Source organism: Microbacterium sp. TPU 3598 (assembly GCF_002356155.1).
GTDB lineage: Bacteria > Actinomycetota > Actinomycetes > Actinomycetales > Microbacteriaceae > Microbacterium > Microbacterium maritypicum_A.
This window is the reverse complement of sequence record NZ_AP017975.1, coordinates 736,278-757,091: the sequence shown is the minus strand read 5'-3', so window position 1 is coordinate 757,091 and position 20,814 is coordinate 736,278. Positions and strand designations below refer to the sequence as shown.

The following is a 20,814-nucleotide window of genomic DNA, read 5'->3' as shown; positions in this document are numbered from 1 at the left end:
TCGATCGACGTCAGAGTTCGACGGGCGGCGCCGGTTCGGTCTCCGATTCCTCGGGATGACGCGCCAGGTTGACGATCCCGGCGATCAGGCCACCCCACACCGTGACCATGGCGACGATCATCATGACGATCGCGATCGGAGTCATGCGCCGGCTCCCTTCGTCGTGCCGACTGCCGGTATCGCCGAGGTCTCGGTATCCGGTTCGTAGTGCTCCTCGGAGAGGAACTCGTCGTACTCGGGGTCGTCCTTCGCATGCGAGCGCGTGCTCCAGGGCAGCGCCGACAGGATCAGCGCCAGGACGACCAGGGCGATGACCATCCCCCAGCCGAAGATGGCGAGGAACCAGGCGGGATAGCCGCTGTACGGTTCGGAAGTCTTCGCGATGAGCTCGCTGACGAAGAGGTATCCGAGAACGACCGGCGCGAGAACCCCGACGAGCACCTTCCAGACGGTGCCCACCCGGAAACTCGAACGCCGGTTGAGGTGCTCGACCAGCACCGGCAGCTTGTGCAGCAGCCAGGCCACGATGATGACCGCCACCAGCGCGACCGCCATGATGCCGAAGGAGTTGACGAAAGCATCGGCCGTGTCGAGCACCGACAGGGCCGTGGTCGTCGAGAAGAGCGCCATCGAGATGATCGCCAACGGGATCGCGACCGTGAGGGTCGTGCGCACGCGCGCCCATCCCAGCTTGTCCTGCAGTGCGGCCACGATCACCTCGAGGATCGAGATGAGGGAGGTGACGCCGGCGAACACCAGGGCTCCGAAGAACAGCACACCGATGATCGACCCTCCCGTGGCCTGCGAGACGATCGTGGGGAAGGCGATGAAGGCGAGACCGATTCCGGAGGACGCGACACCGGCCACCTCCGTTCCCTGCGCCTGCGCCATGAATCCCAGCGCCGCGAAGACGCCGATGCCGGCGAGGATCTCGAAACCGGAGTTGGCGAAGGCCACCACGAGCCCGGAACCGGTCAGATCGGTCTTCCGCTTCAGGTAGGACGAGTAGGTCACCATGATGCCGAAGGCGACGGAGAGCGAGAAGAAGATGTGTCCGTAGGCGGATGCCCAGACGCCGGGGTCGGCCAGTGCCTCCCAGTTCGGGGTGAAGAAGGCGTTGAGGCCGTCCATGGCTCCCGGGAGGAACAGGGACTGCACCACGAGGATCGCGAACATCACGGTGAGCAGCGGCATCAGGATCATGTTCGCCCGGCCGATGCCGCGCTTGACGCCCAGCGCCATGATGACGATCACGATCAGCCAGACCACGACGAGCGGGATGCCGACCTGCGGGACGAAATCGGTCGATACACCGACCTCGGCGACGTCCGCCGATCGCAGGAAGTCGATGAAGAAGAAGTCGTTCTCGTTGCCCGCGCCCCAGGTGAGCTGGGCCGAGAACCACGTGTACATCGCCGCCCAGGCGATGATCACCGCGTAGTAGACCGCGATCACGACGCAGATGAGCACCTGCCACCAGCCGAGAGGCTCGGCCGCACGGTGCATGCGACGGAACGCCAGCGGCGCCGACCCACGGAATCGGTGACCGATCGCGTAGTCGAAGAACAGCAGCGGGATACCGGCCGTGAGCAGAGCACACAGGTACGGGATCAGGAAGGCTCCGCCACCGCCTTCGTAGGCGACGTAGGGGAACCGCCAGATGTTCCCGAGGCCGACCGCGGAGCCGATCGCCGAGAGGATGAACACATTGCGCGAGCCGAAGGCTTCACGTTTGTGGGTCTGCGTCGCTGCGGTGGCCATGCGGACGAGGCTACCTGAGGGTCGAGCCGAACGTCGGGTCGGACACAGACACGAGCCGATCCCGCCGCTTCAGTCCAACGCATCCGCCAGCCCGGCCAGGGTGGAGAAGCGACCGTCGAAGGCGTCGGTCTCCGCGGGCGGATCACCCACCGGACGCGGCACGTACGCGGTCCTCATCCCTGCATCTCCGGCGCCTCTGAGGTCCCAGGCGTGAGCGGCGACCATGAGCACTCTCTCCGGGTCGCCCCCTGCCTCCTCCACCGCGAGCCGGTAGACCCGCGGTGAGGGCTTATAGGCCTCGACGGCATTCGCGGAGAGCGCCCCGTGCCATCGCAGTCCGGCGTGCTCCCCCAGCGCGCGCAGCGACTCCGGGTTCGCATTCGACAGCCCGAGAACATGGAAGCGGGCGGCAAGCCGCGCGACGCCCTCGCACGAATCCGGCCAGGCGGGAAGACGCTTCGTCGCGGTGGCGAGGCGATCGATCGTCGCGGCATCCGTGATCCCCGCGGTCTGCGCCACCCGAGTCGCCGCCTCGCGATCAAGGATTCCGGAGTCGACATAGTCGCGCTCACCCCGTGCGATCCGGCGCTGCTCCCCTTCGATATGACGTTGCCAGACGCCGAGGAGTTCATCGGCATCACGGGGAGAGCCGCCCGCCTCCTCGATGGCGATGCGGAGCCCTCCGGGTTCATCGACCAGGGTGCCCAGCACGTCGAAGACGATCGTGGTGATGTCGCGCAGCATGGTTCGAGTCTGCCCCGACGCGGGAGCGCAGGGGCCGGGAACGAGAAAACCCCCGCCTGAGCGGGGGTTCTTCTGCGGAGACGAGGGGATTTGAACCCCTGGTCCCCGTGAGGGGACTCCACCTTAGCAGGGTGGTGCACTCGGCCGGACTATGCGACGTCTCCAGGCATCCGACCCGAAAGCACGGATGCACCTAGCCATCATAACGGGTCGGACGAGCCGTGACGAACCGGCACCCCCGAACTCGCTTCCGACCGACGCGCACGCGGGCTGAGCGGGGATGCGCACTCGCGCTGGGATACTTGCCGCACATCGTGGGCACCCGACGTCCACCGCGCGGAAGAGGACCGATCATGCCCCGCACCGACACCGTGAACGCGGAGAACGCCCACACCCCCTCGCATCGCGAGCGGGACGGCCAGGCGCGCGGTTACGCGATCATCCTCGGTCTGCTCATCGTCTCGTACGGCTTCTGCGCGGCGCAGCCCAGCACGGACCCGAGCCCCTGGGCCTTCCTCGCCATGCTGGCGACGGTGGCGATGGTGTTCTACGTGACCCGTGCGCGACACCTCGTGCAGCGTGTGTGGTGGGTGGTGCTCTCGGTCGCCGGTGCCGCCGCCGTCATCGCCGCGCTCTTCGGCGTCGACGGCCCGGTGCTCGCGATTCCGCTGTCGGCCGCATCGATGCTCGCTCTGCTGGTCGCTCCGTGGGCCATCATCGCGCATCAGGTCAACCGGCGGGGCCTCGACCTGGAGGCGCTGCTGGCGGCGATCACGGCCTACATCCTGGTCGGGATGTTCTTCGCCTTCGTCTACAACCTGATCTCGCAGATCTCCCCCACCCCGATGTTCGGCGAGGAGAGCCTCGACTCGCTCGGCAACCAGCTGTTCTTCTCGTTCACCGCACTGACCACGACCGGATACGGCAATCTGGTCCCCGTCGGCACCACCGGACAGGGGATCGCCATCGCCGAGGGCATCACCGGGCAGCTGTTCCTGATCACGGCGGTCGCACGGATCATGCGCGGCGCGAGCGCGAAAGGCAGATCGAGCACGCCCGCCTGAGTGCCTTACGGCGTGCCCGCCGCCCGCCGACCTCATCCGGAAGGGGTGACGCCCGCACGGAGATCGCCCCGTCGGATGCCACGATGAACAGGCTCGAAGGAGTCACCATGAAGAGATGGGGCGTCATCGCCGTCCTCGGCTCCGCGCAGTTCGTGATGGTGCTGGACGGCACCGTGATGAACGTGTCGATATCGACGGTGGTGTCCGACCTCGACACCACCGTCGCCGCGATGCAGGGCGCCATCACGTTCTACACCCTCACGATGGCGGCGTTCATGCTGCTCGGGGCGAGGCTGGGTGACGTGTGGGGCCGCCGCAGGGCGTTCGTCATCGGATCGTGCATCTATGCCGTGGGGTCGCTGATCACGGCGGTGAGTCCGAACGTGCAGTTCCTGTTCCTCGGCTGGTCGGTCGTCGAAGGTCTGGGTGCCGTGCTCGTCATCCCGGCGATCGCCGCCCTCGTCGCCGACAACTACCACGGCCGTGAGCGCATCACGGCGTTCGCGATCATCGGTGCCGTCTCCGGGGCCGCCGTCGCGGCTGGACCACTGATCGGCGGATTCGTCACGACCTACTTCGACTGGCGCTACGTGTTCGCCGCCGAGGTGCTCATCATGATCGGCGTGGTGCTGTGCGCCCGGATCGTCACCGACCCGACGCCACGGCAGAGCGTGCGCATCGACGTCCTCAGCGTCGCGCTCTCGTCGGTCGGGCTGGTCGCGGTGGTGTTCGGGATGCTGCAGAGCAAGACGTGGGGGTGGGTGCTGCCGCTGAACCCGCCCACGATCGGCGGCGTCGTGGTCGCCCCTCTCGGCATCTCTCCCGCCGCCTGGTTCATCGTGCTCGGCGTCGTGCTCCTGGCCCTGTTCTTCTCGCGTCAGCGCCTGCTCGAACGCCTCGGCCGGTCGCCGCTCATCCACGTGGGGATGTTCTCGATCACCTCGCTCCGCAGCGGACTCACCGTCCTCGGGGCGCAGTACACCGTGACCGCCGGGCTCTTCTTCATGGTGCCGGTGTATCTGCAGATGACCCTCGGCCTCGATGCCCTGGAGACCGGGATCCGGATCTTCCCCCTCTCCATCGCTCTCGTGCTGTTCTCGATCGTGGGCACCCGACTCTCGCGCCTCTTGTCTCCGCGGACGATCGTGCGCATCGGACAGCTGACACTCGTCGTCAGCGCCCTCATCCTTCTCGGCTCCGCCACCAGCGACCTGCGCAGCGGCTTCTTCGCGACCGGGATGTTCCTCGCCGGAGCGGCCCTCGGACTCCTCGCCTCGCAGCTCGGGAACGTGAACATGTCGAGCGTGACCGAGAAGGAGACGAGCGAGGTCGGCGGGCTTCAGGGCGTGTTCCAGAACCTCGGCTCGTCGCTCGGAACGGCCCTGATCGGGTCGATCCTCATCGGTGCGCTGTCGACCTCGTTCGCCTCGGGAGTCGCGGCGAGCGACCTGCCCGACACCACCCAGGCGACCGTGGCGAGCGCCACGCAGCACGGAGTCACCATCGTGCCCGCAGCCGACGTCGCCGCCATCGCGGAGAAGGCCGGGCTGGACGATGCCGACGCCGACACTCTCGCCACGGTCTACCGCGATTCGCAGCTGTCGTCGCTGCGCATCGCGTTCTTCGGGCTCATCCTCATCAGTCTGCTGTCGCTCTTCTTCTCGAAGGGGATACCCCACGCGAACGCCGTCCGCAGACGGCACGGCCAGGAGACGGCCGACCAGGAGGCCGGCTGACCAGTGCGGACCCGGCGGAGACGCCGGTCCGAACGTCGCCGTCGCCGTCGCCATCGTCATCGGGATCGGCGAGGATGAGGACCATGACGACCGTCTCCGCACCCCGCATCGAGCACCACCGGGAACCGTTCGGCATCGGCGAGAGCGCACCACGCCTGAGTTGGACCACCACGGATGCACCTGCCGGCTGGCGCCAGGAGCGCTACGCCGTCACGGTGGTGCGCGACGACGCCGAGGAGACCGTCGAGGTCACGTCCGCCGAGCAGGTCCTGGTTCCCTGGCCGACTCGTGCGCTCGACTCCCGCGAGCGGGTGGGTGTGCGCGTGGCGGTGCAGGGTGCGGACGGCCGCTGGTCGGCCGAGAGCCCGCAGACCTGGGTGGAAGCCGGCCTCCTCCACCCCGACGACTGGTCGGCGCGGCCGGTCGGGCTCGACCTCGATGAGGACCCGGAGAGCGACGCCCGCCGCGCCACCCTGGTGCGGCGGAGCTTCCGGCTCGACGGGGAGATCTCCCGCGCCCGGCTCTACGCCACCGCGCACGGGCTGTACGAACCCGAGATCAACGGCGAGCGCGTCGGCGCCGACACGCTGTCGCCGGGGTGGACGGTCTATCGCGAACGGCTGCGGTACTACACCTACGACGTGACCGCCCTGCTCGTCGACGGAGAGAACGCGCTCGGCGCCTGGCTCGGCGACGGCTGGTACCGCGGACGTCTCGGCTGGCGCGGCGGGTACCGCAACGTGTTCGGAAGCGATCTCTCGTTCCTCGGCCAGCTGGAGATCACCTATGTCGACGGACGACGCGAGACGATCGTGACCGACGACTCATGGAAGGGCGCACTCTCCCCCATCCTCCGCTCCGGCATCTACGACGGCGAGGACTACGACGCGCGCGAGGAGCTCTCGGAGTGGACGACCGCCGCCTTCGACGACGCGCAGTGGCTGCCTGTCGCGGTGCGCGATCGCGATCCGCGCACCCTGGTCGCGCCGACGGCGCCACCCGTCCGGGTGACCGAAGAGGTCGCCCCCGTCGCCGTGCTCACGTCACCCGGCGGCGCCCGCATCCTCGACTTCGGGCAGAACCTCGTGGGAAGGGTGCGCATCCGCGTGACCGGTCCGCGCGGCACGACCGTCACGCTGCGCACTGCGGAGGTTCTGCAGGAAGGCGAGATCTACACGCGGCCGCTGCGCAGCGCACGCTCCAGCGACTCCTACACACTCGCCGGACGCCCCGGCGGCGAGGAGTGGGAGCCGCGGTTCACATTCCACGGCTTCCGATACGCCGAGGTCTCCGGCTGGCCGGGCGACCTCGATGCGGATGTCGCGGCCGGCGCTCTGATCGCCCGTGTGCTGCACACCGACCTCGAGCGCACCGGGTGGTTCAGGTGCTCCGATCCCCTGGTCGAGCAGTTGCACCGCAACGTGGTCTGGGGCATGCGCGGCAACTTCGTCGACATCCCCACCGATTGCCCGCAGCGAGATGAGCGCGTGGGGTGGACGGGCGATGTGCAGGTGTTCGGCCCGACCGCGTCGACGCTGTTCGACGTCTCGGGGATGCTGTCGGGATGGCTCCGTGACGTGGAGGCCGACCAGCTGCCCGACGGCACGGTCCCGTGGTTCGTGCCCGTGATCCCGTCGCACAGGGTGTGGTCTCCGATCCGCGCCGGCGCCGCCTGGGGAGATGTGGCGACGCTGCTGCCGTGGACCCTGTACCAGCGCTTCGGAGACGAGGGCGTTCTGGCGACGCAGTTCGAGAGCGCACGCCGATGGGTCGACAAGGTGGAATCACTGGCCGGACCCGACCGCCTGTGGAACGAGGGGTTCCAGCTCGGCGACTGGCTCGATCCCGCGGCGCCCCCGCAGGATCCGGGCGATGCCCGCACCGATCGGTATCTCGTCGCCACGGCGTACTTCGCCCGGTCGGCGCGAGCGGTCGCCGATATGGCTCGTGTGCTCGGACGCTCCGCGGACGCGGCTCGTTACGGCACGCTCGCCACCGAGGTCGCTGCCGCTTTCCGGGGTGCGTATGTGAAACCCGACGGCACGATGACCTCCGACGCCCAGACTGCGTACGCCCTGGCCATCGTCTTCGACCTGCTCGCCGACGAGACGCAGCGTGCGATCGCGGGGGCACGCCTCGCCGCGCTCGTGCATGCCGCGGACAACCGCATCGCGACCGGCTTCGCGGGCACGCCGCTCGTCTGCGACGCGCTCACCCTGACCGGCCACGCGGATACCGCCTACGACCTTCTTCTCGAGCAGGGATGCCCGTCCTGGCTGTACCAGGTCGTGCAGGGCGCGACCACGGTCTGGGAGCGGTGGGATGCGATGCTCCCCGACAGCACCGTGAACCCCGGGACCATGACCTCGTTCAACCACTACGCGCTGGGAGCGGTCGCCGACTGGTTGCACCGCAGCGTCGCCGGGCTCGCACCCGCAGAGCCCGGATACCGTCGCATCCGCTTCGCACCGCGTCCCGGTGGCGGGCTCACCCATGCCGCGGCGATGCAGCGCACGTCCTACGGTGACGCCTCGATCGCGTGGCGCGTGGGCGAGGACGAGCTGCATGTCGACCTCGTGGTCCCGGTCGGCGCGACGGCCGAGCTCGACCTGCCCGGCGCGGTCCGTGAGGAGCTCGGGCACGGCGCGCACACGCGCACCGTGCCCCTGCATCCGTGACGCGTCAGCCGGCGGCGGGACCGCCTGCGTTCGCCGCGTCGATCAGCTGCTCGATCTGCTCGAAGTCGACAGGGAGCCCGGGGAATCCGGCCAGGCGTCCGATCGGGAAGGAGGCCATCATCTTCTGCATCGCCTCGTCGTTCGGCATCATCGACGCCGCGGCCGCGTCGCCACCGAGCCCGCCCATCAGGCCACCCAGCGCCTGCTGCACGATGGGGCCGGCGACGGGGTGCGAGATCAGGTCGCCGATCGAGGAGTTCATGGTCAGTTCCTGGTGCACCTCGTCACCCGAGACCTCGACCGACGCGGTCGAGCGGATGTCGCGACTGGAGGCGGCCACATCGACGGCATAGGCGCCGCCCTCGACCACCCAGCGGTCGACGCGGATGTCCCAGTAGGCGAGGTCTTCGCGCCGCACGACGAGCTCGACCGTGCGGGTCTCCCCGGCAGCGAGCGCGACCGAGGAGAAGGCCTTGAGCTCACGAGGTGCGCGCTGCACGCTCGACGCAGCCGGGGCGACGTAGACCTGTACGACCTCGCGACCGTCACGGTCACCGGTGTTGGTGACGTCGACGCGCACGACGATGTCGCCGTCAGCACCGACCTCGGCCGTCGCACGACCGTACTCGAACGTCGTGTAAGAGAGTCCGTGGCCGAACGGGAAGGTCACCTCGAGACCCTTCGCGTCGTACCAGCGGTAGCCGACCAGCAGACCCTCGCCGTAGCGCACGTGGCCGAACTCGCCGGGGAAATTGCCGAATGACGGGTTGTCCTCGAGCCGCACCGGCACGGTCTCGGTGAGCTTGCCCGAGGGGTTCACCGCGCCGTAGAGCACGTCGGCCACCGCGCTGCCGCCGGCCTGACCGAGCAGCCAGCTCTCGACGATGGCCGGCACGCGGTCGGCGAAGGGCAGGGCCACCACGCCGCCGTTGGACAGCACGACCACGACGCGGGGATTGACCTCGAGCACGGCGTCGAGCACGGCGAGCTGCGGCGCCGGCAGGTCGATGTGATCGCGGTCGAAGCCCTCCGACTCCTCGGCAGCGGGGAGGCCGAGGAAGACCACGGCCACGTCTGCCGCCTCGGCGACGCCGACGGCCTCTGCCCGCAGGTCGTCGGCAGTCCGACCGGATGTCGCGATGGCGCCGCCTTCGACGGCGAAGCCCGCGGCGTAGGAGACGTTCTCGCCGACCACGGCACGCAGTTCATCGAGCGCCTTGTCGACGCGGGTGGGGTTGATCAGCGAAGACCCCGCGCCCTGGAACCGCGGCTCGGTCGCGAACGCGCCGATCACGGCGATCTTCTGGTCGACGGCGAGCGGGAGCAGGGCACCCTCGTTCTTCAGCAGCACGATGGAACGACCGGCCGCCTCGCGGGCGAGTGCGTGGTGGGCATCGACATCGAGCGGGCCTGCCACGGCCGGGCGCTCCCCGGCCTTGCGCACGAGCTCGGTGGCGCGGCCCGCGGCGGTGTCGAGCACGCTCTCCTCGAGCGTACCCGCACGCACGGCGGCGACGAGCTGCGCATCCGTGCGCCCTCCCGACGCCGGCATCTCCAGGTCGAGGCCTGCGGCGACGCCGGCGACGCGGTCGTTGACGGCGCCCCAGTCGGAGACGACAAGGCCGTCGAAGCCCCAGTCGTCGCGCAGCACGCTGGTGAGCAGCCACGGGTCCTCCGAGGTCCAGACGCCGTTGAGCTTGTTGTACGAGCACATGACGGTCCACGGAGAGGCGTCCTTCACGACGCGTTCGAACCCGCGCAGGTAGATCTCACGCAGCGGGCGGGGGTCGACGTCGGAGCTCGCACGCATGCGGTCGAACTCCTGGTTGTTCGCGGCGAAGTGCTTGAGCGAGGTGCCGACGCCCTTCGACTGGATACCGCGGACCGAGGCGGCGCCGAGGACGCCGGACACGATCGGGTCCTCCGAGAAGTACTCGAAGTTGCGGCCGCACAGCGGCGAGCGCTTGATGTTGATGCCGGGGCCGAGCACGACGGCGACGTTCTCGATCGCGGCTTCGACGCCGATCGCCGCGCCCACGCGCTCAATGATCTCCGGATCCCACGACGAGCCGATGCCGACGGCGGGTGGGAAGCAGGTGGCGGGGACGCTGCTCGCGAGACCGAGGTGGTCGGTGGCACCGGACTGCTTGCGCAGGCCGTGCGGACCGTCGGTCATCATCACCGACGGGATGCCCGCGCGGTCGATGGCCTTCGTGGTCCAGAAGTCCGCACCGCTGGTGAGCGACGCCTTCTCCTCGAGGGTGAGGTCGGAAGCCGAGATCTCGGTCATGGTGTTCCTTTCGCGGGCGACGTCGATGTCCTTGCGAAAACCATATGCCCTTCAGTATTAGATTTCAAACGGCATTCAGGATTAGGGTCGAAGCATGGCACGACGGGGTTCGTATGCGAAGGGCGTGGCGCGACGCGAGGAGATCCTCGAGAGCGCCCTCGACGTGATCGGACGCAAGGGTTACCAGAACGCGTCCCTCAAGGAGATCGCCGAAGTCGTCGGCGTCACCCCCGCTGCTCTCCTGCACTATTTCGGATCGAAGGAGGAGCTGTTCACCGAGGTGCTCCGCAAGCGCGACGAGCACGACGGCCTCGATCCCGCCGGGCTCAGCGACGCCGAGGCCAGAGCCGCGTTCATCGGCGTGATCCGCCACAACACCGAGGTCCCGGGTCTCGTCGCCCTGTTCTCACGCCTCTCCGTGGACGCCGCCGACCCGGAACACCCCGCCCACGACTACTTCCTGGATCGGAGCGCGCGCCTGCGCGACTCCATCGCCGACAACTTCGGCGCCGACGGCAGACGCTCCACTCTCGACCCGGACACGCTCGCGCGGGTGATCCAGGCGGCGTCCGACGGGCTCCAGCTGCAATGGATGATCGACCCGACCGTCGATATGCCCGGCATCATGGGTGCCCTGATCGACGCCCTGCATCCGCCAGTGCCGCCGACCGTCGACTAGCCCTTCACGGCACCCCCGAGTCCGGCCGAGCGCAGGAACACCGACTGGAAGATCAGGAACATCGCGATCGGGATCAGGGTCGCGATCGCCAGCGCCGCCAGGAACACGTCGAGCTCGGTCTGCGACTGCACGGCGGGGAGACGCACCGACAACGGTTGCACCGCAGGGTCGGGCAGCACGAGCATCGGCCACAGGTAGTCCTTCCACGCGGCGATGATCGCGAACACCGAGACCACGCCGAGGATCGGCTTCGACATCGGCAGCACGATCGACCAGAACAGCCGGAAAGGTCCGGCGCCATCGGTGCGCGCTGCCTCGAACACCTCCCGCGGGAGCGAATCGAAGAACCGCTTCACGAGCAGGATGTTGAACGCGTTCGCGCCCATCGGCAACCAGACCGCGAGGTAGTTGTTGAGCAGGCTCACGTCTCCGAGCAGCGGCGGATGCACGATCGTCAGGTAGAGCGGCACCAGCAGCACGATGCCCGGGATGAACAGCGTCGCCAGCACCAGGGCGTTCAGGATCGGCGCGTACTTCGGGCGCAGCACCGACAGCGCGTAGCCCCCGGTCGTCGCGATGAGCAGCTGCACGAACCAGGCGCCGAGGGCGATGATCACCGTGTTGAAGAAGTACTGGTCGATGTGGATGTCGTTCCACGCGGTCGACAGGTTCTCCCAATCCATGCCGTTCGGCCACAGGGCGAACGGCTGCTGCAGCGTGTCCTGGGTGGGGGTGATCGCCGACTTCGCGAGCCACAGGATCGGCCCGAGCCCGGCGACCACCAGTCCGACGGCGAGGAAGACATGTGTGAGCGACATCCCGATGCGGATGCCGGGCCGCCGACGTTCGGAGTCGGAGATGACGGTGCGGTCGCCGACGCGATCGGCGGCCTTCTCCGCCGCTTTCTCCGCGGCACTGGTCGAGAGGCGGGTGGTGAGGCTCACGTCGTGCTCCAACGGTCGGTCAGCTTGAAGTACAGCCAGGAGAGGAGGGCGAGGACGATCGCGAGCAGCACCGAGACGGCCGTCGCCTCGCCGTAGTCGCCGCCCAGGCTGTTGCGGAAGGCCTTGTCGTAGATGTACAGCAGCACGGTCTTGGTTGCTCCGGCCGGTCCACCGCCGGTGAACAGGAACGGCTCGAGGAAGACCTGCGCGGTGGCGATCACCTGCAGGATCAGCATGATGAAGAGGATGCCGCGCAGCTGGGGCAGCGTGACGTGCCAGACCTTCTTCCAGATGCCGGCGCCGTCGACCTCCGCGGCGTCGTAGAGCTCGGGCGGCACGCCCAGAAGCGCGGCGAGGTAGATGATGATCGACCCACCGGCGCCTGCCCACGTGGCCTCGAGCACGAGCGAGGGCATCGCCTGCACGGCGTCCTGGATCCACGGCTGTGGAGGGATGCCGACGAATCCGAGGACGGTGTTGAACACCCCCGAGGGGTCGGCGCTGTAGAAGAACTTCCACAGCAGCACCGCGACGACCGGCGGGATCACGACGGGCAGGTAGGCGAGCGCCGAGTAGATGCCCTTGCCGCGGCGCACCTCGCTCATCAGCACGGCCATCAGAAGCGGCAGCGGGAACCCGAAGAGCAGGGCGAGCACGGCGAACCACAGCGTGTTGATCACGGCGCGGCCGAGTTCGGGGTCACCGATCACGGCGAGGTAGTTGTCGAATCCGACCCACTCGGAGACGATCAGGTTCGTCTTCTGCAGGCTCATGATCACCGACTGCACGATCGGGGACCAGGAGAAGAACACGAACACGAACAGCATGGGGAGCACGAACAGGAGGTTCGCGAGCCCGCCGCCGCGGAACCAGGTGAGGGGCGAGCGGCCGCGGGAGGGGCGCACAGCGGGCGGCGGAGAGTCCTCCACCGCCGCCCGCTGCTCAGAGAGCGTCATCGTCATGAAGCGTTACTCGTCGAGCTTCGCCTGCGCGTCGGTCTGCGCCTGGGCCAGGAGGGCATCGATGTCGGCGTTCTGGTCGGTCAGGACCTTCTGCACGACGGTGTCGAGGAGCGCGTACACCTCCTGCGTCTTCACCTTCGGCTCACCCACCGGCGTCTGGTCCCAGATGCGGTCGCTGAACGGGGCCATCTGCTCGACCGGGACGTTGATGTAGTCGGCGATCCACACCTGCGACTCGTCGTACAGCTCACGGCTGAGCACCGGGAGCAGCGGGGTGCCCACCGCCTGGCCGGACTCGTTCAGGGTCTTCGCATCGAGCACCGCCGCGTCCTTGTCCATCAGCTTCTGCATGTAGTACCAATCGATCCACGTGACCGCCGCCGCCTTCGTCGCGTCGTCGACCGTGGGGCTGATCACCGCGATGTCACCGCCGCCGAGCGTGCCGGGGTCGTCGCCTTCCATGGGCACGACGGTCATGCCGTAGATGTCCGAATCCATGCCGAAGTCGCGCACGAGGGCGGTGTAGATGTCGGAACCCGACGTGTACATTCCGATGTTGCCGGCGGCGAACTCCTGGTTGATCGTTCCCCAGTCGAGGTCGACCTTCGATCCGAACGAGCCGTCCTCCCACTTCACGTCGTGCAGGAACTGCAGCGACGCCTTCGTCGCATCGTTGTCGATCGTCGACTCGGCCGTGCCATCCCCGTTGTCGGTCTGGGTGCGCCCGCCGCGGGCGACGGTCTGCGAGGTGAGCTGCCACCCGCCGGTGTTGTTGATGGCCATCTGCGCATACCCGGCCTTGCCCGTGGCATCCGTGATCTTCTTGGCGGCCTCGCGGATCTCGTCCCACGTCTCCGGCGGGTTGTCGGGGTCGAGCCCGGCCTGCTCGAACAGGTCGCGGTTGTAGTGCAGCGCGGCGGCGTACGCCTGGCGCGGGAAGCCGTAGATCTTGCCGTCGGCGCCGGTGACACCGTCGAGGATGATCGGGTTGAACTTGTCGGTGTAGCCGAGCTTCTCGATCGCGTCGGTCACGTCCATCAGCTGCCCGTTCTCGAGCAGCGTCTTCGAGTCGGTGAACGGCACGGTGAAGACGTCGGGCAGGCTTCCGCCGGCGAGCTGCACGGCGAAGGTCGGGCCTTCCCACTCGTACTCGACGCCGATGATGTCGATGTCGGGGTGTTCCTTCTCGAACTGCTTCTCCTGAGCGGCGAACGCATCGTAGGCGGCAGCGTCCGCTCCCGGGGGAACGTCGCGACACGCAGCTCGAGGCGTCCGTCGCCGCTGTCGCCGTCGCCGCTGGACGTGCAGCCGGCGAGCGCGCCGACTGTCGCGAGCACGGCGATGCCGGCGACCATGGCCTTCGTTGATGACTTCATTGTCTGTCCTTCCATGTGGTGCTGATCGGGTGGTGCAGGGCTACTTCGGCGCTCGGTGCGAGCGCGCGGGGACGGCTCGGAGGGCGAGCCAGGCTGTGGAATCGGGAGGGAGCGCACCGTCGAGTGGCGCGCTGGCGAGAAGTACCTCGTGGTGGGCCGGCAGCGGCACGGGCACGGATCCGAGGTTCGTGATGCTGAGCGTGCCGTCCCCCCTGCGGAACGCCAGCACGTCGGCGCCGAGCTCGAGCCACTCCAGGTCGTCTCCGGCGAGGTCGTCGAGTCGACGGCGCAGCGCGATCGTCGCGCGGTACAGGTTGAGGGTCGAGTCGGGGTCCCTGTGCTGCGCGTCCACCGTGAGCGCCGCCCAGTCCTCGGGCTGCGGAAGCCACGGGGCGCCGCCGAAGCCGTACGGGGTCACCGCTCCGGACCACGGCAGCGGCACACGGCATCCGTCCCGCCCCGGGTCGACCCCGCCAGAGCGGAAGTGCATGGGGTCCTCGATCGCGTCGAGCGGCAGTTCCACTTCGGGAAGGCCGAGCTCGTCGCCCTGGTAGATGTAGAGACTGCCCGGCAGCGCCGCGACGAGCAGCGCCGCGGCGCGAGCGCGGCTCGCGCCGCGTACGGCATCCGTCGCGGTGCCGAAGCGCTTGCGCTCGAACGCGAAAGAGGAATCGGCCTGTCCGTACCGGGTGACCGGACGCGTGACGTCGTGGTTCGAGAGCACCCAGGTCGCCGGCGCGCCGACCGGCGCGTGTTCGGCGAGCGTGCGGGTGATGGAGTCGCGCATCGCCCTGGCGCTCCACGGCTGCGTCATGAATCCGAAGTTGAAAGCCGTGTGCATCTCGCCGGGGCGCAGATAGCGGGCGAAGCGCTCGGCGTCGTCGAGCCACACCTCGCCGACGAGCACCCTTTCGCCGTCGTACTCATCCGCGACGGACCGCCAGTCGCGGTAGATGTCGTGCAGCTCGTCGCGGTCGATGTGCGGGTGGCCGACCGTGGGAGCGGAGCCCGGCGGAAGGTCGGGAAGAGTCGGGTCCTTGACCGGGAGCGCCGCGGAGTCGATGCGGACGCCCGCGACGCCTCGGTCGAACCAGAATCGCAGGACGTCCTCGTGCTCACGCCGCACATCCGGGTGGTTCCAGTTCAGGTCCGGCTGTTCGGGGGTGAACAAGTGCAGATACCACTCGCCGTCGGAGCCGTCGGGGTTCTGCGTGCGCGACCAGGTCTCGCCCTGGAAGCTCGAGACCCAGTTGGTCGGGATGCCGTCACCGCGCTCGCCCCGACCGGAGTGGAACCAGAAGCGCTCGCGCTCCGGGCTGCCGGGGCCGGCCGCCAGCGCCTGTCGGAACCACTCATGCTGATCGGAGATGTGGTTGGGCACGATGTCGACGATCGTGCGGATGCCGAGTTCGAGCGCCTCCGCGATCAGCTGCTCCGCCTCTTCGAGGGTGCCGAAGCGGGGGTCGATGCGGCGGTAGTCCTGTACGTCGTATCCGCCGTCCGCAAGCGGGCTCAGGTACCAGGGGGTGAACCAGAGCGCGTCGACGCCGAGGCTCTTCAGGTAGGGCAGCCGTGAGCGGACGCCGGCGAGATCGCCGATGCCGTCACCGTTGCCGTCCGCGAAGCTGCGCACGTACACCTGGTAGATGACGGCTGTGCGCCACCATCCCTCGCCCACGGGCATCGTCAGGGTGCGGGCCGGTGCCGCCGTGCGCAGAACGTCAGTGTCCACGAATCTCCTCGTCGTCGATGGCGATGAGTCGAATGTAGCTTTTCCGCGCGTTCCGTGCAAGAACTAAACAGAATGTTGGAAAATTGCGATGGCTGACATGCGCGCACAAGGACGGCTCGGGGCCGTCCGCAGATCAGGTCAGCGCAGCGGGCCCGTCGAGGCTCGCAGCACCAGCTCGGGCTCGAACAACAGTTCGTCGCTCGGCTGGGCTGTGCCGGCGATCTGCGCGAGCAGCAGGGCGATCACGGCGCGCCCCATGGACTCGATCGGCTGTCGCACCGTCGTCAGCGGAGGTTCGGTGCAACTCATCAGAGCCGAGTCGTCGAACCCGACGATGCTCACGTCCCCCGGCACGGAAAGGCCGGCCCGCCGCGCCGCGCGTACGGCCCCGAGTGCCATCGGGTCGCTCGCGCACACGATCGCGGTCGCGCCGGCAGCGAAGAGGCGCGAGGCCCCTGCCTGCCCGGACTCGAGCGAGTACATGCCGCGCACCACGAGCTCGTCGGACAGCGGCGCCCCGAGCGCATCCAGCAGACGGCGCGCCGAATCGAGCTTGCGGCGGGAGGGGACGTGATCCTCCGGCCCCAGGAGCAGGCCGATCTTCCGATGTCCGAGCTGGTGCACGTGCAGCACGGCCTGTTCCGCCGCGGCCGCGTCGTCGGTCGACACCGTCGCGAAGTGCAGCTCGGCGACGCGGGCGTTGACGAGCACGGTCGGCAGGTTCACCTGGCGCAGCCGCTCGTAGTGCTCGTGTGCGGCGTCCGCCTGCGTGTAGTTTCCCCCGAGGAAGATCACACCCGAGACCTGCTGCGCCAGGAGCAGATCGACGTAGTCCGACTCGGTCACTCCGCCGGCGTTCTGGGTGCACAGCAGAGGCGTGTAGCCGTTCTGGGTGAGTGCGCCTCCGACGATCTCGGCGAACGCGGGGAAGATCGGGTTCTGCAGTTCGGGGAGCACGAGTCCGACGAGGCGGGCACGCTCGCCCCGGAGCTTGGTCGGCCGCTCGTAGCCGAGCACGTCGAGGGCGGTGAGGACCGCCTGCCGGGTGGCGTCGGAGACCCCCGGCTTCTCGTTCAGCACGCGGCTGACCGTTGCCTCGCTCACACCGACCTTGCGGGCCACCTCTGCCAGTCGCTTCGACATGCAGTCAGTGTACGCAAATCCTTGCAAGAACGCGCAAGCAGTTTGCGCGTTCTCGCGAAGGACTCAGCGGACGTTGCCGTTGGAGCAGGTCTGCTGCGCCGCGGAGTTGCCCTTGATCGAATCGGGCAGCGCCACGACGTTGTCAGGCGTCGCTGCCGGGTCGGGAGTCGCTGCCGGATCCGTTGCCGGCTGCTCGACTGGCGCCGTCGGCTCCTGCACGACCACGCCGTCGTTCTTGTTGTTCTCGTGCGTGATCTGCAGCTGTGCGTTCGCAGCGAGTGCGTCCCAGAGCGCCGAGGCGGCGGTGTAGTTGGGAACGACCTTGTTGGGGTTGGCCGAGTCCGTCCCGTTCGGGTACTGCACGAAGACGATGTCCTCGAACGGCACCGACTTGACCGCGAGGGCGATCTGCACGAGCGTCATCGGGTTCGTGAGCGACTCACTCGGCTCCAGATTCTGGATCGCGGTGTTCGCGAGCTTCAGCATCACGGGGACGTTGCCGAGCACTTCCCCGCTGATCATCTTGCGTGCCAGGCTCGACATGTACTGCTGCTGGTTGCCGATGCGGCCCAGGTCGCTGCCGTCACCGACACCGTGACGCGTGCGCAGGAACTGCAGCGCCTGCAGACCCTCGACCGTGTGGGTTCCCGCAGCCATGTCCAGTCCGGTGTAGCGGTCCTTGATCGGGTTGGCGAGGCAGACGTCGACGCCGCCGATCGCATTGGTGATCTCGATCACGCCGCCGAAGGTGACGCCGGCCGCGAACTGGATCTCCTGGTCGGTGAGCTCGGAGATCGTCTTCACGACGCAGTTCAGGCCGCCGTCGGTGTAGGCGGTGTTGAGCGGCTGCTTGCTCATCGCGGAGGTGGCGTTGCCGTTCTTGTCGGTGCACGAGGGGATCGGCACCATCAGGTCACGAGGGAAACTGACGACCGTGATGCGGCGCGGTTCCTGCGAGACGTGGACGAGCAGGTTCACGTCGTTGAGCGTTCCCTCGGAATCCGCTCCGGTGCAGCGTTCGCCGAAGAGGTCCTTGTACTTCTCCTCACAGGTGTCGACGCCTGTGAGGACCATGTTGAAGCCGCCCTCGTACTCGCCGATGTCCGGCGGGATGGGGTCCTGACCCTCGATCTCGACCGCGTTCGCCGAGACCGTGCTCGTGAGATCGTAGAAGACGTAGGCACCGACCCCGAGTCCGCTCACCAGCACCACCGCGAGACCGATCGCGATGAACTTCAACAGCTGGCCGACGGTGCCAGGAGTGCCCAGCTGACCATGGCGCGCGATCGTGTGACGGCGTCGGGTGTTCTGGCTCACTCGGGTCCTTTCGGATCAAGCGCCGGTGCGGGGGCACCGTGCTCACATGCGGAGGGTGTGGGATTCGAACCCACGAGACATCTCTGCCCACTGGTTTTCAAGACCAGCTCCATCGGCCGCTCGGACAACCCTCCCGACAGATGCTTCTGTCGACCAGGCGTGAGTCTAGCCGAGTTCTATTCTCCTGCGCTGACCTGGGCGGGGGCTGGAAGCGTGTCGAGAGCCCGCGCGAGGCCGCCGTCGACGACATCTGCGGTGACCTCGCCCGCCGCTTCCTTCACCACGTCGGGGGCCTGCCCCATCGCCACCGCTCGTCCGCCGAGCGAGCGGGCCCAGCCGAACATCCCGATGTCGTTGCGTCCGTCGCCGGCGACGAAGATGCGGCCCTCGTCGAGCCCGAGTTCCGTGCGCACCTGTTCCAACGCCGTGCCCTTGTCGACACCCTGCGGTGCGATGTCGAGCCACGCGGTCCACCCGATCGCGTAGGACACCTCGTTGAGACCGGCATCCGCCACCAGACGGTGGAAGTCCTCTTCGTCGTGACCGGGAGAGACGACGACGATGCGCGAGACGGGGAGCTCCCCGAGCTCGTCGAAGTCGACCTGCCGGCCGCCGTCGAGAGTCCAGTCGTCGAGCTGCTCGGTGAACAGTCGCTGGCCCGAGGCGAGTTCGACCATGTATCGGGCATCGGGAAGACGCTCGCGCAGCAGACCGAGGACCGGGGTCGGATCGAAGGTCTCGACGTTCCAGCGCTCCCAGTCGTCGCCGGAGCGCCGCATCGTCACCGCGCCGTTGGAGCACACCACGTAGTCGGCGGTCAGGCCGAGCTCCTCGACATAGCGTCGCGTGGCCATCCAACTGCGCCCTGTGGCGATGGTGACGACGTTCCCTCCGTCGCGCACCCGAGCGATGGCTTCCGGAACGCCGGGGCTCATCGTCTCGTCCTGCAGCAGGATCGTCCCGTCGACGTCGAGGCCGACCAGCCAGGGTCCTGTCATCGGGCGGCCCGCCCGGCCGCGAGGGGCTCGATCACTTCGAGGCCGCCGAGATACGGCCGCAGAACCTCCGGCACGCGCACCGAGCCGTCGGCCTGCTGGTGCGTCTCGAGCAGGGCGACGATCCAGCGGGTGGTGGCGAGAGTGCCGTTCAGGGTGGCCACGTGCTGCGTCTTGGCCGTGCCCTGGCCCGCGGGATCGGCCGCGTCGACGGCCGGGCGGTGACGCACGTCGAGCCGTCGCGCCTGATAGGTCGTGCAGTTCGAGGTCGAGGTGAGTTCACGGAACGCGCCCTGCGTGGGGACCCACGCCTCGATGTCGTACTTGCGTGCCGCGCTCGATCCGAGGTCTCCGGCCGCGACGTCGATCACGCGATAGGCGAGGCCGAGCGAGGTCAGCATCTCCTCCTGCAGCGCGACGAGGCGCAGGTGCTCGGCTTCCGCCTCTTCCGCGGTCGTGTAGACGAACATCTCGAGCTTGTTGAACTGGTGCACGCGGATGATGCCGCGGGTGTCCTTGCCATGCGATCCGGCCTCTCGCCGGTAGCAGGTCGACCAGCCGGCATAACGGAGGGCACCATCGGACAGGTCGACGATCTCGTCTTTGTGGTAGCCGGCGAGGGCGACCTCGCTGGTGCCCACCAGGTACAGGTCGTCATCCTTGTCGAGGTGGTAGACCTCGTCGGCGTGCTCGCCGAGGAACCCGGTGCCCTGCATGATCTCCGGACGAACGAGCGTCGGGGTGATCAGCGGCACGAATCCGTTCTGCAGCGCTTTGTCGAGCGCCAGGTTCATCAACGCGATCTCGAGGCGCGCGCCGATGCCGCGCAGGAAGTAGAAACGGGCGCCCGATACCTTGGCGCCGCGTTCCATATCGATCGCACCGAGGAGTTCACCGAGCTCGAGGTGGTCCTTCGGCTCGAAATCGAAAGCCGGCACGTCGCCGACACGACGCAGCTCGACGAAGTCCGCCTCGCCGCCGGCGGGGACACCGTCGATCACCACGTTCTCGATTCGAGCGAGTGCGGCTGCCGCTGCGTCCGCAGCCTCGTTCGCCGCATGCTGAGCCTGCTTGACACGCTCCGCGAGGTCTTTCGCCTGCGCGACCAGCGCCGCCTTCTCCTCCTTGGGGGCCTTCGCGACCTGCTTGCCGAAGGCGTTCTGCTCGGCGCGCAGCTCTTCGAAAGCGGACAGCGCGGACCTGCGCGATCGATCGGCCTCGAGAGCGACGTCGACGGTGCTCTGGTCGTTTCCACGAGCAGTCTGCGAACGGCGGACGATCTCCGGGTTTTCGCGGAGGAGTGCGAGGTCGATCATCCACCAAGTCTACGGTGAACGCCCGGGCGCGCCGGATGCGCGGACCGCCAGGAGTCACCTGCTCCGGATCGACGGGG

General features: G+C 68.2%; 16 protein-coding genes and 2 tRNA genes. 4 read left to right on the top strand and 14 right to left on the bottom strand.

The features are described 5' to 3' along the window. Positions 1-10: 10 nt before the first annotated feature. The 4 genes from MST3598_RS03410 to MST3598_RS03395 form a co-directional block, all read right to left on the bottom strand. Entirely contained in the window at positions 11-145 is a 135-nt protein-coding gene (locus tag MST3598_RS03410) for a methionine/alanine import family NSS transporter small subunit (RefSeq protein ID WP_021198173.1), read from the bottom strand. Beyond that, complete coding sequence (locus tag MST3598_RS03405) at positions 142-1,761, bottom strand: sodium-dependent transporter (RefSeq protein WP_021198174.1); 1,620 nt, start codon at positions 1,759-1,761, stop codon at positions 142-144. The genes MST3598_RS03410 and MST3598_RS03405 overlap by 4 nt, the downstream gene beginning before the upstream one ends. A 69-nt stretch (positions 1,762-1,830) precedes the next feature. Next, positions 1,831-2,505, bottom strand: coding sequence for a haloacid dehalogenase type II (locus MST3598_RS03400; RefSeq protein WP_029259684.1), 675 nt, complete (start codon positions 2,503-2,505; stop codon positions 1,831-1,833). Between the two features lie 75 nt (positions 2,506-2,580). Next, positions 2,581-2,669: transfer RNA gene (locus MST3598_RS03395), tRNA-Ser, on the bottom strand. Positions 2,670-2,858: 189 nt separating this feature from the next. Between MST3598_RS03395 and MST3598_RS03390 the strand changes: the two genes are divergently transcribed. The 3 genes from MST3598_RS03390 (at position 2,859) to MST3598_RS03380 (ending at position 7,983) form a co-directional block, all read left to right on the top strand. After that, a complete protein-coding gene (locus MST3598_RS03390) occupies positions 2,859-3,569 on the top strand; it encodes a potassium channel family protein (protein ID WP_021198176.1) in 711 nt (236 codons plus the stop codon). An 83-nt stretch (positions 3,570-3,652) separates the two neighbouring features. Next, positions 3,653-5,305, top strand: a complete 1,653-nt coding sequence (locus MST3598_RS03385) for an MFS transporter (protein WP_231494463.1) — start codon at positions 3,653-3,655, stop codon at positions 5,303-5,305. 83 nt (positions 5,306-5,388) lie between these two features. Continuing rightward, a complete protein-coding gene (locus MST3598_RS03380) occupies positions 5,389-7,983 on the top strand; it encodes an alpha-L-rhamnosidase (protein WP_096359403.1) in 2,595 nt (864 codons plus the stop codon). Between the two features lie 4 nt (positions 7,984-7,987). Here the strand turns inward: MST3598_RS03380 and MST3598_RS03375 are convergent, their stop codons facing one another. After that, on the bottom strand, positions 7,988-10,273 hold the full coding sequence (locus tag MST3598_RS03375; protein ID WP_029259680.1) for a glycoside hydrolase family 3 C-terminal domain-containing protein: 2,286 nt from the start codon (positions 10,271-10,273) through the stop codon (positions 7,988-7,990). A gap of 94 nt (positions 10,274-10,367) precedes the next feature. Here MST3598_RS03375 and MST3598_RS03370 point away from each other — a divergent pair, with 94 nt between their 5' ends. After that, positions 10,368-10,952, top strand: coding sequence for a TetR/AcrR family transcriptional regulator (locus tag MST3598_RS03370; protein WP_029259679.1), 585 nt, complete (start codon positions 10,368-10,370; stop codon positions 10,950-10,952). On the opposite strand, the gene MST3598_RS03365 is transcribed toward MST3598_RS03370, so the two are convergent. From MST3598_RS03365 to serS, 9 genes are all read right to left on the bottom strand, one after another. Then, positions 10,949-11,896, bottom strand: coding sequence for a carbohydrate ABC transporter permease (locus MST3598_RS03365; RefSeq protein ID WP_029259678.1), 948 nt, complete (start codon positions 11,894-11,896; stop codon positions 10,949-10,951). The two genes, MST3598_RS03370 and MST3598_RS03365, sit on opposite strands and share 4 nt — an antisense overlap. After that, on the bottom strand, positions 11,893-12,858 hold the full coding sequence (locus MST3598_RS03360; RefSeq protein ID WP_029259677.1) for a carbohydrate ABC transporter permease: 966 nt from the start codon (positions 12,856-12,858) through the stop codon (positions 11,893-11,895). Before MST3598_RS03360 ends, MST3598_RS03365 begins: the two co-directional genes overlap by 4 nt. A 6-nt stretch (positions 12,859-12,864) precedes the next feature. Beyond that, positions 12,865-14,166, bottom strand: coding sequence for an extracellular solute-binding protein (locus MST3598_RS03355; protein WP_231924917.1), 1,302 nt, complete (start codon positions 14,164-14,166; stop codon positions 12,865-12,867). Between the two features lie 108 nt (positions 14,167-14,274). Next, positions 14,275-15,918: a glycoside hydrolase family 13 protein gene (locus MST3598_RS03350; RefSeq protein WP_036271684.1), complete on the bottom strand. Its 1,644-nt coding sequence runs from the start codon at positions 15,916-15,918 to the stop codon at positions 14,275-14,277. A gap of 186 nt (positions 15,919-16,104) precedes the next feature. Further along, complete coding sequence (locus MST3598_RS03345) at positions 16,105-17,109, bottom strand: LacI family DNA-binding transcriptional regulator (RefSeq protein ID WP_029259674.1); 1,005 nt, start codon at positions 17,107-17,109, stop codon at positions 16,105-16,107. Between the two features lie 63 nt (positions 17,110-17,172). Beyond that, a complete protein-coding gene (locus MST3598_RS03340; protein WP_029259673.1) occupies positions 17,173-18,426 on the bottom strand; it encodes an LCP family protein in 1,254 nt (417 codons plus the stop codon). A gap of 49 nt (positions 18,427-18,475) precedes the next feature. Beyond that, positions 18,476-18,560 (bottom strand) — tRNA-Ser (locus tag MST3598_RS03335). A 42-nt stretch (positions 18,561-18,602) separates the two neighbouring features. Then, complete coding sequence (locus MST3598_RS03330; protein WP_021198187.1) at positions 18,603-19,424, bottom strand: HAD family hydrolase; 822 nt, start codon at positions 19,422-19,424, stop codon at positions 18,603-18,605. Further along, positions 19,421-20,737 (bottom strand): serine--tRNA ligase, encoded by a 1,317-nt coding sequence (gene serS, locus MST3598_RS03325; RefSeq protein WP_021198188.1) that lies wholly within the window; start codon positions 20,735-20,737, stop codon positions 19,421-19,423. The genes MST3598_RS03330 and serS overlap by 4 nt, the downstream gene beginning before the upstream one ends. Positions 20,738-20,814: the final 77 nt, after the last annotated feature.

Bases quoted from the DNA above. Each gene is read 5' to 3' on its own strand.
- MST3598_RS03380 (WP_096359403.1), top strand. From the start codon at position 5,389: ATGACGACCGTCTCCGCACCCCGCATCGAGCACCACCGGGAACCGTTC.
- MST3598_RS03400 (WP_029259684.1), bottom strand. From the start codon at position 2,505: ATGCTGCGCGACATCACCACGATCGTCTTCGACGTGCTGGGCACCCTG.
- MST3598_RS03370 (WP_029259679.1), top strand. From the start codon at position 10,368: ATGGCACGACGGGGTTCGTATGCGAAGGGCGTGGCGCGACGCGAGGAG.
- MST3598_RS03350 (WP_036271684.1), bottom strand. From the start codon at position 15,918: ATGCCCGTGGGCGAGGGATGGTGGCGCACAGCCGTCATCTACCAGGTG.
- serS (WP_021198188.1), bottom strand. From the start codon at position 20,737: ATGATCGACCTCGCACTCCTCCGCGAAAACCCGGAGATCGTCCGCCGT.
- MST3598_RS03375 (WP_029259680.1), bottom strand. From the start codon at position 10,273: ATGACCGAGATCTCGGCTTCCGACCTCACCCTCGAGGAGAAGGCGTCG.
- MST3598_RS03345 (WP_029259674.1), bottom strand. From the start codon at position 17,109: ATGTCGAAGCGACTGGCAGAGGTGGCCCGCAAGGTCGGTGTGAGCGAG.
- MST3598_RS03405 (WP_021198174.1), bottom strand. From the start codon at position 1,761: ATGGCCACCGCAGCGACGCAGACCCACAAACGTGAAGCCTTCGGCTCG.
- MST3598_RS03360 (WP_029259677.1), bottom strand. From the start codon at position 12,858: ATGACGATGACGCTCTCTGAGCAGCGGGCGGCGGTGGAGGACTCTCCG.
- MST3598_RS03410 (WP_021198173.1), bottom strand. From the start codon at position 145: ATGACTCCGATCGCGATCGTCATGATGATCGTCGCCATGGTCACGGTG.
- MST3598_RS03385 (WP_231494463.1), top strand. From the start codon at position 3,653: ATGAACAGGCTCGAAGGAGTCACCATGAAGAGATGGGGCGTCATCGCC.
- MST3598_RS03330 (WP_021198187.1), bottom strand. From the start codon at position 19,424: ATGACAGGACCCTGGCTGGTCGGCCTCGACGTCGACGGGACGATCCTG.
- MST3598_RS03390 (WP_021198176.1), top strand. From the start codon at position 2,859: ATGCCCCGCACCGACACCGTGAACGCGGAGAACGCCCACACCCCCTCG.